Source organism: Gulosibacter chungangensis (assembly GCF_008831155.1).
GTDB classification, from domain to species: Bacteria; Actinomycetota; Actinomycetes; order Actinomycetales; family Microbacteriaceae; genus Gulosibacter; species Gulosibacter chungangensis.
The window spans coordinates 194,612-209,186 of sequence record NZ_WBKB01000005.1; the positions used below are offsets into that span (position 1 = coordinate 194,612).

15 protein-coding genes and 1 riboswitch are annotated in these 14,575 nt (G+C 61.3%); of the genes, 6 read left to right on the forward strand and 9 right to left on the reverse strand.

Annotated features, from left to right (window positions below; all coding sequences use genetic code 11):
• Positions 1 to 13 precede the first annotated feature (13 nt).
• Together F8O05_RS09500 and F8O05_RS09505 are read right to left on the reverse strand one after the other, a co-directional pair.
• Positions 14 to 694 carry a methionine ABC transporter permease gene (locus F8O05_RS09500; RefSeq protein WP_158052489.1) on the reverse strand — a complete coding sequence of 227 codons (681 nt, stop codon included), beginning with the start codon at positions 692 to 694 and terminating at the stop codon, positions 14 to 16.
• Positions 691 to 1,452 (reverse strand): methionine ABC transporter ATP-binding protein, encoded by a 762-nt coding sequence (locus F8O05_RS09505; RefSeq protein ID WP_158052490.1) that lies wholly within the window; start codon positions 1,450 to 1,452, stop codon positions 691 to 693. The genes F8O05_RS09500 and F8O05_RS09505 overlap by 4 nt, the downstream gene beginning before the upstream one ends.
• A gap of 119 nt (positions 1,453 to 1,571) precedes the next feature.
• Between F8O05_RS09505 and F8O05_RS09510 the strand changes: the two genes are divergently transcribed.
• Positions 1,572 to 1,988, forward strand: coding sequence for an OsmC family protein (locus F8O05_RS09510; protein WP_158052491.1), 417 nt, complete (start codon positions 1,572 to 1,574; stop codon positions 1,986 to 1,988).
• Positions 1,989 to 2,091: 103 nt separating this feature from the next.
• Here the strand turns inward: F8O05_RS09510 and treZ are convergent, their stop codons facing one another.
• The 3 genes from treZ to glgX form a co-directional block, all read right to left on the reverse strand.
• Positions 2,092 to 3,900 (reverse strand): malto-oligosyltrehalose trehalohydrolase, encoded by a 1,809-nt coding sequence (treZ, locus tag F8O05_RS09515; protein WP_158052492.1) that lies wholly within the window; start codon positions 3,898 to 3,900, stop codon positions 2,092 to 2,094.
• Between the two features lie 47 nt (positions 3,901 to 3,947).
• The gene (gene treY, locus F8O05_RS09520; RefSeq protein ID WP_158052493.1) at positions 3,948 to 6,269 is read right to left on the reverse strand and encodes a malto-oligosyltrehalose synthase; all 2,322 of its coding nucleotides are present in this window, start codon (positions 6,267 to 6,269) and stop codon (positions 3,948 to 3,950) included.
• 106 nt (positions 6,270 to 6,375) lie between these two features.
• Positions 6,376 to 8,610: a glycogen debranching protein GlgX gene (glgX, locus tag F8O05_RS09525; RefSeq protein WP_158052494.1), complete on the reverse strand. Its 2,235-nt coding sequence runs from the start codon at positions 8,608 to 8,610 to the stop codon at positions 6,376 to 6,378.
• A 118-nt stretch (positions 8,611 to 8,728) separates the two neighbouring features.
• Here glgX and F8O05_RS09530 point away from each other — a divergent pair, with 118 nt between their 5' ends.
• The gene (locus tag F8O05_RS09530; protein WP_158052495.1) at positions 8,729 to 9,061 is read left to right on the forward strand and encodes a hypothetical protein; all 333 of its coding nucleotides are present in this window, start codon (positions 8,729 to 8,731) and stop codon (positions 9,059 to 9,061) included.
• A 129-nt stretch (positions 9,062 to 9,190) separates the two neighbouring features.
• Positions 9,191 to 9,586: a uridine kinase family protein gene (locus F8O05_RS09535; RefSeq protein WP_404811371.1), complete on the forward strand. Its 396-nt coding sequence runs from the start codon at positions 9,191 to 9,193 to the stop codon at positions 9,584 to 9,586.
• On the opposite strand, the gene F8O05_RS09540 is transcribed toward F8O05_RS09535, so the two are convergent.
• Together F8O05_RS09540 and F8O05_RS09545 are read right to left on the reverse strand one after the other, a co-directional pair.
• Complete coding sequence (locus tag F8O05_RS09540; protein WP_225735829.1) at positions 9,583 to 9,903, reverse strand: hypothetical protein; 321 nt, start codon at positions 9,901 to 9,903, stop codon at positions 9,583 to 9,585. The two genes, F8O05_RS09535 and F8O05_RS09540, sit on opposite strands and share 4 nt — an antisense overlap.
• 32 nt (positions 9,904 to 9,935) lie before the next feature.
• Positions 9,936 to 10,283 carry a metallopeptidase family protein gene (locus F8O05_RS09545; protein ID WP_158052497.1) on the reverse strand — a complete coding sequence of 116 codons (348 nt, stop codon included), beginning with the start codon at positions 10,281 to 10,283 and terminating at the stop codon, positions 9,936 to 9,938.
• A gap of 58 nt (positions 10,284 to 10,341) precedes the next feature.
• Positions 10,342 to 10,407: riboswitch (guanidine-III (ykkC-III) riboswitch) on the forward strand.
• Positions 10,408 to 10,419: 12 nt separating this feature from the next.
• Here F8O05_RS09545 and F8O05_RS09550 point away from each other — a divergent pair.
• Both F8O05_RS09550 and F8O05_RS09555 read left to right on the forward strand, forming a co-directional pair.
• Positions 10,420 to 10,734, forward strand: a complete 315-nt coding sequence (locus F8O05_RS09550) for a DMT family transporter (RefSeq protein ID WP_158052498.1) — start codon at positions 10,420 to 10,422, stop codon at positions 10,732 to 10,734.
• Positions 10,735 to 11,103, forward strand: a complete 369-nt coding sequence (locus tag F8O05_RS09555; protein WP_158052499.1) for a DMT family transporter — start codon at positions 10,735 to 10,737, stop codon at positions 11,101 to 11,103.
• 174 nt (positions 11,104 to 11,277) lie between these two features.
• On the opposite strand, the gene trhO is transcribed toward F8O05_RS09555, so the two are convergent.
• The gene (gene trhO, locus F8O05_RS09560; protein ID WP_158052500.1) at positions 11,278 to 12,183 is read right to left on the reverse strand and encodes an oxygen-dependent tRNA uridine(34) hydroxylase TrhO; all 906 of its coding nucleotides are present in this window, start codon (positions 12,181 to 12,183) and stop codon (positions 11,278 to 11,280) included.
• Positions 12,184 to 12,214: 31 nt separating this feature from the next.
• Between trhO and F8O05_RS09565 the strand changes: the two genes are divergently transcribed.
• Positions 12,215 to 13,480: a dicarboxylate/amino acid:cation symporter gene (locus tag F8O05_RS09565; RefSeq protein ID WP_158052501.1), complete on the forward strand. Its 1,266-nt coding sequence runs from the start codon at positions 12,215 to 12,217 to the stop codon at positions 13,478 to 13,480.
• Positions 13,481 to 13,548: 68 nt separating this feature from the next.
• On the opposite strand, the gene F8O05_RS09570 is transcribed toward F8O05_RS09565, so the two are convergent.
• Positions 13,549 to 14,499 carry a sugar phosphate isomerase/epimerase family protein gene (locus F8O05_RS09570; RefSeq protein WP_158052502.1) on the reverse strand — a complete coding sequence of 317 codons (951 nt, stop codon included), beginning with the start codon at positions 14,497 to 14,499 and terminating at the stop codon, positions 13,549 to 13,551.
• Positions 14,500 to 14,575: the final 76 nt, after the last annotated feature.

The window sequence follows — 14,575 nt, forward strand, 5'->3', positions numbered from 1 at the left end:
GTTGATGACGGCGCTAACGCCGGTCGAGGGCGCGTGAGACACGGTTACCGAGGCTCTGCAGTAGCAGCACTGCGATGATGATCAGCGCGATCACCGTGTACATGAGGATGAAGTCGTACTTGTGGTAGCCGTAGCGCATCGCGAAGTCGCCGACGCCACCGCCTCCGACCACGCCCAATACGGCGGAGTAGGAGACGAAACTGATGGTCGCCGAGGTCAGGGCGTATACGAGCCCGGAGCGCGCATCCACGAGCAGGAAGCGGGTCACCGTCTGCGGCACGGAAGCCCCCATCGATGCCGCGGCCTGCAGGAGTCCGCTTGGCAGTTCGAGCAGGATCTGTTCGACGAATCGCGCGTAGATGGCGACCGCGACGAAGGCGAGCGGGAAGGTAGCCGCAACGGTGCCGAAGCTCGTCCCGAATACGGCTCGGGTGATCGGAATCATGAAGACCACGAACAGCAGGAAGGGGAATGACCGCACCACCGTGACGTAGAAATTGCCAAGGTTCCAGAGCGTCCGGTTCGGCGTCAGTCCGCCCGCACGGGTGAGGTAGATGAGCACACCCAGAGGGAGTCCGAAGAGGACCGCGACGAGGATTGACACCCCAACCATGTAGCCGGTCTCGGCCATCGCGACACCGATCTCGCTGCCATATTCGCCGAAGATGCGCTGTATCTCATCGAGAATATTCATTCGCCGAGCACCGTCCGGACGTGGTCGAGATAGGTCTGACTGCTTTCGGCGTGTGAGGCGTTGACCGACACGATGTCCTTGAGATGGCCGGTCTCAAAAATTGCCGCCTGATCACAGATGGCTTTGACCGCATCCAACTCATGCGTGACGAGCACGATGGTCGTGCCGAAACGATCGCGAGTGGAGCGCAGCAGATCGAGAATCTCGCCGGTGGTGTGCGTGTCGAGCGCCGAGGTTGGTTCGTCGCAGAGCAGGAGCAGGGGGCTCGTGACGAGCGCTCGGGCGATGGCGACTCGTTGTTTTTCGCCGCCGGAGAGCTGTGCCGGATAGTGTCCCGCTCGATGCCCGAGACCAACGAAGTTGATCATGTCCTCGACCTTCTGCGGGTCCTTGAGCTTTTGCAGCTTCAGCGGCAGGGCCACATTCTGGGTGACGGTGAGATTGCCGACCAAATTGAAGGCCTGGAAGACCACGCCAATCTTGTGACGCATCCGATTGAGTTGCTTCTGCGTGAGCGTCGCAAGATCCGTGCCGCCGACCAGTACCCTGCCTTCGGTGGGATGATCGAGCCCATTCATCATGCGCAGGAGCGTCGACTTCCCGGCGCCGCTTTCACCGAGGACTCCGAAGACTGATCCCCTGGGGATTGCGAAGCTGACGTCGGCGAGTGCGGTAACGGGATGCGTGCTGTCACCAAATTGCCGTGTTACGGAATGGAACTCGACCGCGTTTGCGGCGGTCGTGTTTGATGAAAGCATAGGGATATGACGTTACTCGGTTGAGGACGGGGAATCAGATACCCGCGAGCAAATGATTGCTGGACGCAGTTCAATATATGCTTTGCCTCGCGTAAATACAAGGCGACAGGGGGATCCGCGTGAGTGATAACGAGTTCGGGCCGGCGATTTATTCCACCCACGCCGAAAATCGCGGCGGCGCCAACGGTGAGAGCTGGGTCGAGGGCGGGATGCACGTCGACGTGCGCTCACCCCTCGGTGAGAATGCCGAGGCGGGAACGAATCCCGAACAGCTCCTCGCACTCGCGTGGGCAACCTGCCTGAGCGCCTCGGCACGCATCGTCGCCGGGCCCGGAGTGGAGGTGCGGGTGCGCACGCGCATCACCCTGCACCAACGCCTGGACGGGGCAGCGTTCGAGTTCCGTGCGCATGCCGAACTGCACTTTGCGGGTAAGAGCGAGGGGAAGGCCGCAGAACTCGCCGCGGCAGCGCACGCCCGCTGCCCGGTCTCACGGATGTTCGCGGGGAAGTCCTCCGTGTCGGTGGCTGCGGTGTAGCGGGGCCGGTAGCGGCCTTGCGCCGTGGCGACCGTGGCGACCGTGGCAGTCGGCTGGCGGACTTGGCGGTGCCTGGTGCGTGACCGCGCGCTGCGGTCGCCGGTTACTCGGGCGTTGGCCCAAAGACCGCGGCGCTGTGCGGCGGGAGCGTGGCTCGTTCACCGTCGAGCGTTACAGCTTCGTTCGTGGCGAAGAGAATGCGCGGCAGCTCGCGGTATTCGGTCCAGCGCACATCCACATCGAGTGCGGTGTGCTGCTCCTCGTCCGAGAAGTTCAGCACGATTTCGAGGTCTCCGCGCCAAAACGCGAAGAGCCCGGTTTGCGGATCGTATTCCACTGCGACCTCAGCCAGCCACGGCGAGGTGAGTTCCGGATGTGCCTTCCGCAGTGCAATCAGTCGTTTGTAGAGTTCCAGCAGCTCCGCGCGTTCGGGCTTATCGAGTTCCATCCAATCGAGCTTTGAACGACGGAAGGTTTCGGGGTCTTGCGGGTCAGGGACATCCTGTTCGCCCCAACCCATGCGGGAGAATTCCCGTACCCGGCCTTCGGTAACGGCGCGACCTAGGTCCTCCTCGGGGTGAGCGGTGAAGAACTGGAAGGGTGTCGTTGAACCCCACTCTTCACCCATGAACAGCATCGGCGTAAACGGCGAACACATGAGCAATGTCGCGCCCAGCGCGAGCTGCTCCGCAGACAGGGTCTCGGAGAGCCGATCACCGGTGGCACGGTTACCGATCTGGTCGTGATTTTGGGTGGATGCGACCAGTCGCCAGGCGTTCAACTCCGGCGCGAGAGGGCGGCCGTGATGGCGGCGCCGGAAGGTGGACATCGCGCCATCGTGGAAGAACCCGCGGGTGAGCACCTTCTTGAGCGCTCCCATGCCGCGACCGCGAGTCTCAGCAAAGTCTTCGTAGTAGCCATCCACCTCGCCGGTGAGCGTGACGTGAGCGGCGTGGTGGAAGTCATCCGACCACTGAGCCGTCAGCGCATAGCCTCCGGTCATCCGGGGCTGAATAATGCGCGGTGCGTTCATATCCGATTCGGCAATCAGGCTGAGCGGTCGACCCAGGTGAGCGGAATACGCGTCCACTTCCATCGAGATGTCTTCGAGAATGTGGGTGGCGCGGGTATCGACCAGCGCATGGACCGCATCGAGCCGCAACCCATCCACGTGGAAGTCCCGCATCCACATCAGCACATTGTCAATGATGTAGCGGCGCACCTGGTCCGATTCGAAGCCATCCAGATTCACCGCATCGCCCCAGGCGGTCTGGTGCTGATTCGCGAGGTACGGGCCGAACTTCCCGAGGTAGTTCCCGGAAGGGCCGAGGTGGTTGTACACCACATCTTGAATCACCCCCATGCCGCGCTGGTGGCAGGCATCCACAAAACGCTGATAGGCAAGTGGGCCGCCATAGGGTTCGTGGACGGCATACCAGTACACCCCGTCATAGCCCCAACCGTGGTCGCCGTTGAAGGCGTTTACCGGCAGCGGTTCGACAAAATCTACGCCGAGTTCCACAAGGTGATCGAGCCGTTCGATGGCGGCATCGAGCGTGCCATCCGGGGTGAAGGTGCCGATGTGAAGCTCGTAGATCACGCTGCCCGCAAGCTGCCGGCCCCGCCAGTCGGCATCCTGCCACTGGTACCAATTCACATCGAAGGTGCGCGAAAGCCCGTGCACCCCGTGGGGTTGGCGTAGCGAACGCGGATCGGGGTACGGATGCGGGTCATCGTCAATGAGGTAGCCGTAGTCCGCCTCTTGGACGGGACCTTCCGCCGGGATTTCCGGGACACCCACGGGACGCCACCAGGACTCATCGCTGCGAGCCATGTCGTAGATCTCGCCGTTGATTTGCACGCGCATCCGCTCGGCGAAGGGTGACCAGACATCGAACCGGGGGTCACGCATCCTCTTGCATCTCCTTAGTGTTGTCGAAGCGCGGGTAGCAGCCGCGCTCAGCTCCGCAGCAAAATGACCAGGGGTAGCTGATTGAGTAGCGCACCCAGGGGGACCGTGCCCGAGAACTTCCGGCCGGAAAGCTGATCCACCCAGGTGCCCTCGGGCAGCGGCAGCTTCGTGTCGTGCCAGCCGCCACCGCGTTCTAGACCAATCGGGCGGCGCATCCCGACGAAGGCCACGCCGCCGCGATCGAAGGCGATCACGTGGTCCTTCGCCGCACCCTTCGCATACCAGGGCTGATAATCCTTGAATTTCTGCCCGAAGTGCTTCCGCAGGCGCAGGGCCGCGGTGGTGATCATGAGCTTCACGGCGCCGGACTCGTCGGTCTCTGGCCGGGCACCGCGGTTGACCGCTTCCAGCGCGGTTTCGCGGGACTCCCAGCGAACCGCCCGGCGATTATCCGGATCGACGAGCGAATAGTTCCACAGCTCGGAACCCTGGTAGACATCCGGGACGCCGGGGGCGAGTAACTGCATCCCCTTAATGACCAGGGAGTTGGTCCAACCGGGAACCCGCACTTGATCGAGGAAATTGCTGATCAGCGCCCTTGCGGCCGGGTGATCGAATGCCGCGTCCACTGCCGCAAGGATCTCGTCCTCGTATTCTTCGTCAACTTCCGTCCAGGTGGTGTAGTCACCGGCCTCGCGGGCCGCCTTAATCGCGTAGTTTGCGAGGCGCTCGCGGCGGGCTGGCCAAACACCAATAATCGCCTGCCACAGCAGATTCGCGAACGCATGGTTGCGAATTGGTGCGATCTCTAACAGATCTTCGAGGAGGTCGTGCCACTCCTCGGGTAGTTCCGAGAGCACATCAATTCGCGCGCGGACATCCTCGCTGCGCTTGGTGTCGTGCGTGGTCAACGCAGTCTGTGCCGCGGGCCAATTGTCGAGACGGCGCTGTTGCAGCTCGTGGAATTTGGCCACGTCAATGGCGAAAAGCGATGGATCCCCGCCGACCTCATTGAGTGAGGTCAGCCGCGAATAGCGGTAGAAGGCGCGGTCTTCCACCGCCTTGGCCATCACCATGCCGGTCACCTGTTGGAAACGTTTCGCCGCCGGATGCTCGGGGTCGGCGAGCACCGCATGCACCTGTTCGATCGATTCGGCAAGATCTTCTCGCCAGTCGGCGGCATCGCGCGCGGCTTGGCGCAGGTGATCCGCCCCAGTCGGAAGGTAGGTTCGATAGACCTCGAAGGCGGCCGCAATCTCGGCCAGTGCATCCTCGGCCTGGTCGATTTCAACACCGGAGCGCGCGATCTCTCGCGCCACCCAGTGGATCTCGGCCCGTAGCGGCCCGTCGGTCACGTAGCGCTTCATTTTGTGGATGAGCGTGGGCCAGTCATCCACGTCCGTGCGGGAGAGTGCGGAAGTGGAGTCGTCCAACACCTGCGCGGCCGTCGCATCCACCATCACCCGCTCGTATTCACCGAGTGCGTCGTACCCGGTCGTGCCCTCGCAGGCCCAGTCGGGGAGGTCCTCACCGAAATGCAGAATCTTTTCTACCGTGACGTAGATGCCGCCGGTTTTCTCGCGCAGCCGGGCAAGGTAGCCGGCGGGATCGCGCAGGCCATCGGGGTGGTCGATGCGCAGCCCGTCGACGAGGCCGTCGCGCACCCAGGAGAGAATCTCGGCGTGGGTTGCATCCCAGACCTCGTCATCTTCGACCCGGACGCCCGCGAGCGAGGTAATCGTGAAAAAGCGACGGTAGTTGAGCGCGAAATCCCCTTCGCGCCAGTGCGCGAGACGGTAGTGCTGGCGGCGCAGGACCGTGCGTGGATCGTCCTGTTCGTTGTCGGCGCTGCCCGGAGCGAGCGGATATTCGTGGTCGTAGTAGCGCACCACGCCCGCGCCGCGGTCGATCCAAAGATTCCCGATGGGCTCACCCGGACCCGTCGGCATATCGTCGTCGCCGAGCACCGGGAGCCGGATTTTTCCGTTGCCGGCCTCCCAATCGATATCGAAGTACTTCGCGTACTCCGAGCCCTGGCCGTGCTGCAGCACATCCCACCACCAGGGGTTTTCCTTGGGTACTTCGACGCCCATGTGGTTGGGCACGATATCAACCAGCACCCCCATTCCTGCCTCGTGGGCGGCGCGGGCGAGCTGTTCGAGGCCCTCGCGACCTCCGCGGGCAGCATCCACACGGGTGGGGTCAACCACGTCGTAGCCGTGAGAGGAGCCGGTCGTGGCCTGCAATATGGGGGAGAGATACACCCAGTCGACCCCGAGTCCCGCGAGATACGGCACGCGGGCCGCAGCATCGTGAAGGGTGAAATCTTCAGTGAGCTGCAATCGGTAGGTACTGGCTGGAGTACGCATGTCCTTACACCTTTTTCGAAAAAATGGGGGCGGCTAAGAATCGGGGGCGGTTAGGAATCGTAGGGGGCTGAGAATCGTGGGCGGTTAGGAAATGGCTGGTTGAGGGTCAGTCTTCGGGGGCGGGCTCCGCGGTGTCGGTGACTGCGGGGGAGATGACTTGGATGGGCTGGGTCCAGTTCGCGACCGAGGCGGCCACCGAGTGGTCGGGCTCGACTTCGGGGGCTTCGTATTCGCGCAGCACCATCATGGTGCGTTGCGGGATCGTGAAGGTGGAGCCGGGGTCTCGTACATCGCTGTCGGTATTCACTCCCGAGGTGTCAATCAGCGTCTCCCAGCGGAAGGTGATCTCGCCCGATGGCAGGGTGACCTCGACGTCCTGTTCGGAAGCATTGAAATAGATCAGGAAGCTGTGGTCGGTGATGCGCTGGCCGCGGGTGCCGCGACCGGCGATTGCATCCCCGTTGAGGAAGTAGCCCATTGCCCGGATGTAGGCCTCGTTCCAATCCTCGTGCTCCATTTGGGTACCTTCGGTAGACACCCACACGACATCGGGCAGCCCCTGGCCTTCACCGCGCTTGGCGGGTTTGCCGTTGAAGAAGTGGCGGCGGCGGAAGGTTGCGTGATCGTGGCGCAGCTGCGCGAGTGCTCGGGTGAATTCGACGAGCGCCTGATCTGCCTTGTCCCAGTGCACCCAAGAGAGCTCATTGTCTTGGGCGTAGGTGTTGTTATTGCCGTGCTGTGACCGGCCCATTTCGTCGCCGTGCAGCAGCATCGGCACACCCTGCGAGAGCATCATCGTGGCAATGAAGTTTCGCTGTTGCCGGGCGCGCAAGGCGTTGATTTCGGGGTCGTCGGTTGGCCCTTCGACGCCCATATTCCAGGAGCGATTGTGGCTTTCGCCATCGCGGCCTTCCTCACCGTTGGCATCGTTGTGCTTCTCGTTGTAGCTGACTAGATCGCGCAGGGTGAAGCCGTCGTGGGCGGTAACGAAGTTAATGGATGCGACCGGGCGGCGCCCGGAGTGCTCGTAGAGGTCGGGAGAACCGGAGATCCGCGTCGCGAACTCCCCAAGCGTGGAAGGCTCACCCCGCCAGAAGTCGCGGACGGTGTCGCGATATTTTCCGTTCCATTCCGTCCATAGCGGCGGGAAGTTCCCGACCTGATAACCGCCGGGGCCGACATCCCAGGGCTCGGCGATGAGTTTGACCTGCGAGACGATCGGATCCTGCTGCACGAGGTCGAAGAAGGCCGAGAGCTTGTCGACATCGTGCAATTCGCGAGCCAGCGTGGAGGCAAGGTCGAAGCGGAATCCGTCCACGTGCATCTCGGTCACCCAGTAGCGCAGCGAGTCCATGATCATCTGCAGTGAGTGGGGGCTGCGCATATTGAGCGAATTGCCGGTGCCGGTGTAGTCGGTGTAGTAGCGGCGGTCTTCTTCGAGCCGGTAGTAGGACTCGTTGTCGATGCCGCGGAAGCTCAGCGTAGGCCCGAGGTGGTTCCCCTCGGCGGTGTGGTTATAAACCACATCAAGAATGACTTCGATGTCATTCTCGTGCAGCGTTTTCACCATGGACTTGAACTCCTGCACCTGCTGGCCGTGATCGCCGGCAAAGGAATAGTCGCCGTGTGGTGAGAAGAAGTTCAGGGTGTTGTACCCCCAGTAGTTTCGCAGTCCCTTCTCCTCGAGTACCGAATCGTGCACGAATTCGTGCACCGGCATCAACTCGATCGCGGTCACGCCAATTTTCTTGAGGTGATCGATGACGGCGGGATGCGCGACTCCCGCGTAGGTGCCACGCATCTCTTCCGGAATCTCGGGGTGAAGCTTGGTCAGGCCCTTGACGTGTGCCTCGTAGATCAGCGAGTCGGCGTAGGGAGTGCGCGGCGGGCGGTCGCCAGCCCAGTCAAAATACGGGTTGATCACCACGCCCTTGGGCATGAAGGCCGCGGAATCGGTCTGGTTAAAGGAGTCTGGGTCGCCAAAGTTGTAGCTGAACACGGCCTGGTCCCATTTGATCTCGCCGCTGATCGCCTTGGCGTAGGGATCAAGCACGAGCTTGGCGGGGTTGAACCGCTGACCCGATGTGGGGTCATAAGGGCCGTGGATGCGGTAACCGTAGCGTTGGCCGGGTAAGACGGAGGGCACGTAGCAGTGCCAGACAAATGCATCCTGCTCGAAGAGACGGAGCCTTCGCTCATTGCCCTCCTCATCAAAGAGGCAGAGCTCAACTTTCTCTGCGCCCTGCGAGTAGATCGCAAAATTTGTGCCGGAGCCGTCATAGGTCGCCCCAAGCGGATATGCGGTGCCGGGCCAGGTCTCAGCGATAGTTGACTCGTTCATCAGGCATCCACTCTAAGCCGGGATGGTGTGCGATGACCTGAAGGCAGGCTTGTTCGGCGCGGAGTGGCGTGGCTGCGCTTCCAGGATGTACGGATGCAAGCTCCGTAGCGTGAAGCGTATGAGTGAACGACTGAATTCAGCAGGTGACGCAGTTTCGAGGATCGGTGCCCGTCTCGCCTTTGGCGACCGTGTTGATCTGGGCCACGAGCAGGTGATTCCGGTCGCGTTTTGGGCCGGCGGTTCGGCCGAAGGCGATGGTGGAATCGACAGTGACCGACGTGCCGAGGGCGGCGCCGTTGGCGGCGTGGCGATTCCGCTCGGTGCCTACGTTGGCGACGACTACGGTACGCGGTTCCGCCCCAACCTCATCGCACTGCTGGCGGTATGCACGCCGCTGACGCTCGCGCTGGGGTGGGCACTGCCACGCCTGATCAAAGCACTGAAGAAGTAGTCCGCCCTGCACATCGTCGCGATCGACGGTCGTTCGGGCGCCGGCAAGACCACGCTCGCGGCCGACCTACAACAACGCACCGGCTGTCAGGTCCTCCACGTCGAGAATTTCTATCCCGGCTGGGAGGGCCTGGACGCTGGCGCGGAGTACCTTGCCACTGAGGTCCTCGCACCGCTTCGCGAGGGCAAGAGCGTGCACACCCATCGCTGGGATTGGCATGAAGATCTATTCCTCGCGGGCGATCAGGTCCAGCCGGCCGGATTGATTGTGGTGGAGGGATGCGGCGCAATTTCGCAGGCATCCCGCCCCCTGCTCGACGCGGCCGTGTGGCTGGAAGCGGTGGAGAGCATCCGGCACACGCGAGCGATTACGCGTGACGGCGACGAAACCTGGTGGCGCGGCTGGCGAGACCAGGAGGATGCATTCTATGCACGGGAGCGATCGCAGCAGCTCGCTGACTTCACGCTCGGGCCGGATGTGGGGGTCGACGAACTGCTTTCGCTCTTGCGTGAGGCGCGCGGTTAGTAGTTCACCGAGGTACTCGATTGGTCCAGGTACGAGAAGAACGTCACGCCCATAATTGCCATGACCACGCCAATCACGATCGAGATCACCACCAGGATGACCATCCACAGCAGTGTCGCCCGCGCGTAGTTCTTCTTGGCGATTGATTCGGTGCCACCGAACGCGAGGACGAGTAGATAGATGAACCCCACAATCGGGATCATCATGAGGAATACCGCGAGCATCCAGCTGCCGAGTGAGTCGGTCTGGCTCGCGGGTCGCTCATAGTTGTACTGCGGCTGGCCGGGGTGTTGCGGGTAGGGCTGGTACTGCGCCAAGGCGATTCCTCTGCTGTTGGTGGGCGGGATGACTACGCCCAACCCAACTCGTGCAGGTGCTCGTCGTCAATACCGTAATAGTGGGCAATTTCGTGCACGAGCGTTACATGGATCTCGTGGCGGAGTTGCGCTTCGTCCTCGCAGATGGCGAGTAGCGGCTCACGAAACAGCACGATCCGATCGGGCAGCTGCCCGTAGCCGTAATTGGCGCGTTCAAAGAGGTCGTACCCCTCGTACACCCCGAGTAGGTCGAGGGAGCCATCCTCGGGTCGATCCTCGACCACGAACACCAAATTTTCGAGTCCATCGACGACCTCATCCGGAAGCAGATCGAGTTCTTCAACCACCAGTTTCTCGAACTCATCCATCGTCAAATCCATGCTGTGCACTCCCTGAGCAGCCTCTGCCATCGTGAACCGGCTTTGCTAAAGTTACCTGCTGTGGCCCGGTGATTGGGCTGGCGGACGAGGGAGCAGTACCCGCTCACGACAAGACTGACTCGAAAGGGTTGATCGCATGTCGTGGGCGATTTTGATTTTTAGCGGGATGCTCGAAGCCGTCTGGGCGAGCGCACTCGCTGCTTCCAACGGCTTCCGTAAACTGTGGCCGACCGTGTTGTTCTTGGCTTCAATGATGCTGAGCATGGTGGGGCTTGCGTACGCGATGACCGACCTGCCGACCGGAACCGCCTATGCCGTGTGGGTGGGAATCGGCGCCACGCTGACCGTCGTGTGGTCGATGGTTTCTGGAGCGGAGAAGGCCTCGATTATTCGAGTGGCGCTGTTGGTATTGCTGATCGGTTCGGTCGCTGGCCTGAAGGCGGTGAGCTAGATGCCGTGGCTCGTATTGATTTTGAGCGCGGTGTTCGAAGCCGTCTGGGCGACGGCACTTGGGCTGTCTAAGGGCTTCAGCCAGCCCGTGCCCACCGTAGTGTTCTTTGTGGCGGTGACCGTGAGCATGCTCGGGCTTGGCTGGGCGGCGAAGTCGATCCCAATGGGAACTGCCTATGCGGTGTGGACCGGCATCGGCGCCGCACTGACCGTGACCTATGCCATGCTCACCGGTGCTGAGTCAGCCTCACCGCTCAAAGTGTTGTTTTTGATCGGCATCATCGGCGCGGTAATCGGGCTGAAGCTGGTGCCGACAAAAGAATCGGCAAGCAAACAGCCGAGCGACCCCGTTCGCCGAGTACGAGCGTAGTGAGGCTGGGCCCGTTCGCCGAGTACGAGCGTAGTGAGGCTGGGCCCGTTCGCCGAGTACGAGCGTAGCGAGGTATCGAGGCGTCCGAGCGTTCACGGGCCTCGATACGGCTTCGCCTACTCGGCCAACGATGGCCTGGCTACGCCTACTCGGCCAGCGAGGGCCTTGCTTCGCCTACTCGGCCAGCGAGGGTGCGTGCGCCTGGCAAGCAACACCCTGGTCTGCGCATCCCTCGCAGGTGACGAGGCGCTCGCGGCAGGCCGGGTCGTCACAGTTCTGGAGGCGGGCAGTGGGCGCTTCACAGCGGTGACAGCGACCGATCACCTTCGGGTTCGGCGCGAAGTCGATGTGTTCCCGGGCGTCGAACACGGTGAGGGAGCCCTCCCACAGCCCGTCGTTGCCGAAGCGTTCGCCGTAACGGACGATGCCGCCATCGAGCTGGTAGACCTCGTTGAATCCGCGCTCGATCATGAGCGCGGAGAGCACCTCGCACCGGACACCACCGGTGCAGTACGTGACTACCGGCTTGTCTTTGAGATCGTCATACTTACCCGACTCGATCTCAGTGATGAAATCGTGGGTCGTATCCGTGTTTGGCACGATCGCGCCCTTGAAGCGACCAACCTCCGCCTCGACCGCATTACGACCGTCGAAGAACACCGCATCCGGTTTTTCTGCGAGGAGTTCATGTAATTCCTCGGGCTTCAGGTGCTTGCCACCACCAATGACTCCGGCCTCATCTACCTGCAATTGCTCGGGCGCACCGAAGGACACGATTTCATCGCGTGCCTTGACGCTCAGGCGAGGGAAGTCGAGCGAGTAGCCATCAGCATCCAGACCAGTGCCATCGGACCACTTCATGTCGACGTCCTTGAACGCCGGGTATTCGCGAAGGCGCCGAACGTACATTTTGCACGCGTCAATGTCGCCACCCACGGTGCCGTTGATCCCGTGCTTGGACACGATAATGCGCCCGCGCAGCCCGAGTCGTTCACAGAGGTCGCGCTGCCAGAGCCGAATCGATTCGGGGTCAGACAGCGGTGTGAATACGTAATAAAGCAGGATCTTTGGGACAGCCATCAGACAATTCTAAGGTGGTTAGACTTATGGAATGACAGCGGAAAACATCTCCTACGAGTTGTCGGGAGACACCAAAAAGAAACCCAAGGTTGGCCTACTGCTGCGCATCGTCATCGCGATCGTGCTGGCCGTCATTCTTGGGTTCTTCCTGCCGGACTGGATCGCGCGAATCTTCCAGACCTTCAATGGCCTCTTTTCGCAATTCCTGGGTTTCCTCATTCCGCTGATTATTGTCGGCCTCGTCACACCAGCGATTGGTGAACTCGGCCGGGGCGCGGGTAAGTGGGTGGGCATCACGGCGCTGATCGCGTATGTCTCTACCCTATTCGCGGGATTCCTCGCACTGGGCGTCTGCTGGATGCTGTTGCCGCGACTGCTTTCCGGGGTGAACGTCGGTCCGCTCGCGAACCCGGAAGACAGCAATCTGGCGCCCTATTTCAGCATTGAAATTCCGGCAACCTTCGGGGTCATGACGGCGCTTGTCCTGTCCTTCTGTATCGGCATCGGTCTGACCTTTATCCGCAAGGGAACGCTGCAGAAAGCGGCCGTTGAATTCCGCACGATCATCGTTCGGATCATCGAAAAGGTCATCATCCCACTGCTGCCGATTTACATTTTCGGGATGTTCCTGAGTCTCACGATGAATGGCCAGATCTGGACGGTGATCGGCACCTTCGCGAGTGTGATCGTGATCGTGTTCGTACTCACGGTAGTGGTGCTGCTGGTTCAGTACCTCATCGCGGGCTGGGCCATGCACCAGAATCCGTTCAAGATGCTCTGGAACATGATGCCCGCGTACATGACTGCGCTCGGCACGAGCTCCTCAGCTGCGACCATTCCGGTGACCCTGGAATGCACGCTCAAGAACCGCGTGCCAGGGCCCATCGCAGGGTTTGTGGTGCCGTTGTGTGCCACCATCCACTTGGCCGGTTCGACCCTCAAGATCACCAGCTTCGCGATGGCGATCATGATTATCACCGGTCAAGGAATCGACCTGCTGCCGCTGATCGGCTTCGTGTTTATGCTCGGCGTGATCATGATTGCTGCGCCAGGAGTTCCGGGCGGTGCCATCATGGCGGCCGTGGGCATCCTGCAATCCATGCTCGGCTTCGACGACGTCGCGGTCGGCCTCATGATCGCGAGCTATATCGCGATCGACTCCTTCGGTACTGCCACCAACGTCACCGGTGACGGCGCGATCGCCGCGATCATGGCGCGCATTACCAAGGGCAAGGAATTCAACGTCAACACCGAAGAAGAAGGCGAAGCGGAGGCTGAGGCGGAGGCGAACGCTTAGCTGAACTTCAACAGGGTAGACAGCGATATGGGTGGGCGCGCGATTCGGTCGTGCGCCCACCCTGCTGCTTAAGAGAGGGCATGCTCCAACATGCTCATGGCCTCTCTCAATCTGGTGACTGCAAGATCGAGTCCTTCTTCCGGTGCATAGGCCACATCTTCATGCTCGATACTAAGCACGCCGTCATAGCCTGAAGTGCGCAGCGCCGCGCAGAATTCACCCCAGAACTCGAGACCACGGGGATGCCCTTCACCGAGCGTGACGTAGTTCCAAGCCCGTTCCTCACGACGATCGAAGAAGTTCGTTTCGAGGAGTGAACGAGTTGCTGACAGCGGCTCAATCTTCGTGTCCTTTGCATGGACATGATGAATGGCGCCCTTGAGCGCTTTGACGGATTCGATGGGCTCGGCGCCCATCCACATAAGGTGGCTGGGGTCAAAGTTGGCGCCAACAGTGTCGCCGGCCAGCTCCCGCAGGCGAAGCAATGTCGGCACGTTGTAGACGAGTTGATCGGCGTGCATTTCCACGGCAATGCGGGTGACGCCATGGTCGTTTGCGAAGGGGACTAGTGCTTGCCAGTACTCGGCGGCGGCCTGCCATTGCTTCTCCAGATTGTGACCGTTTTCTGGGGGCCAGCAAGTGGTGATCCAGGGAGCCACTTGATCACCGGGGTTGACGGCCGGAAGGCCTGACATCATCACGATCTTGGAGACCCCGAGCTGTTCGGCGAGCAGAATGGTTTTCCGCACCACACGATCCTGGTCTGGGCCGGAAGCTGGATGCAGCACGTTACCGCTTGCGTTGAGGGCTTCAATGTGCAGTCCACGCTGTTCGATCTGGGCGCGCAGTGAAGCGATTTGGGCCGGGTCATTCACGACGGCGTCGAGATCAATGTGGGGTGCTGAGGACCAGTTGCCCGTGGCGATTTCAACCTGCGTCAAACCGAGCTTGCTGACCAGGTCGAGTGCCTGGGGGAATGGGAGATGGCCGAGGCCGTCTGTAAGAAAGCCAATCTGCATGTGTTTTGCCTCATCTTCGAGAATTAACTTGACACACATAGCGTAGAGCGCTCTACACTTTCGATCAACCCCGAAA